Source organism: Psychrobacter sp. 1U2 (genome assembly GCF_051847575.1).
In genome coordinates this window covers 1-595 of the sequence record NZ_JBPYDC010001463.1, presented here as the reverse complement: position 1 = coordinate 595, position 595 = coordinate 1, and the positions used below count along the sequence as shown (strand labels likewise).

Genomic DNA, 595 nt, shown 5'->3' with positions numbered 1-595 from the left:
ATGGTCTTGAGGGTTTGGGTCAATAAATAAAACGAGATGGCATAAAGCACACCCATAATCAGGGTTGGCACCAAACGCGTAAATTGCTCTGACTTGACTAAAAACGTCGTGCCAACCACTTCACAAATGATAGCAATCGCGAGATAACCGTAAGCAATAGTGGTAGGACTCATAATTAAATTACCTGTTTTAAATCAAGCATATTCTCTCGATTGAGCGTAAAAGGGCCAATAATAAAATGTATCAATACATTTTAAAGAAACCATACAGACGGTATTTTATACAAATATTCCAGTAATGTGAAGGGTAAGTTTTTATCATTTGTCATTTATACAGCAGATAACGACGTACATTTAAAATGAGCAGAGAAAAATACGCTTCTCAAATATTACGCGAGTTAAACAAAAAATAGAGTCATACCTAAACGTGGATGACTTTAATACCATCCAATAAACCGTTTAAATATCACTCTATTATTTTATATAGTAATGTAATTAGTTATATTTTATCTACAAAACTAAGCCAGCTCTAAGCTCATCTTAGGACCGAATGGCTCATAACGAACATTGTCTACTCCATGCTCGAGTTTCATCAG

General features: G+C 34.5%; 1 protein-coding gene. It reads right to left on the bottom strand.

Annotation, left to right across the window (positions count from 1 at the left end):
• Nucleotides 1-173 (bottom strand): DMT family transporter (locus ACS8FD_RS22650; RefSeq protein ID WP_439277516.1); only part of this gene is annotated, 173 nt, incomplete at its 3' end.
• Nucleotides 174-595: the final 422 nt, after the last annotated feature.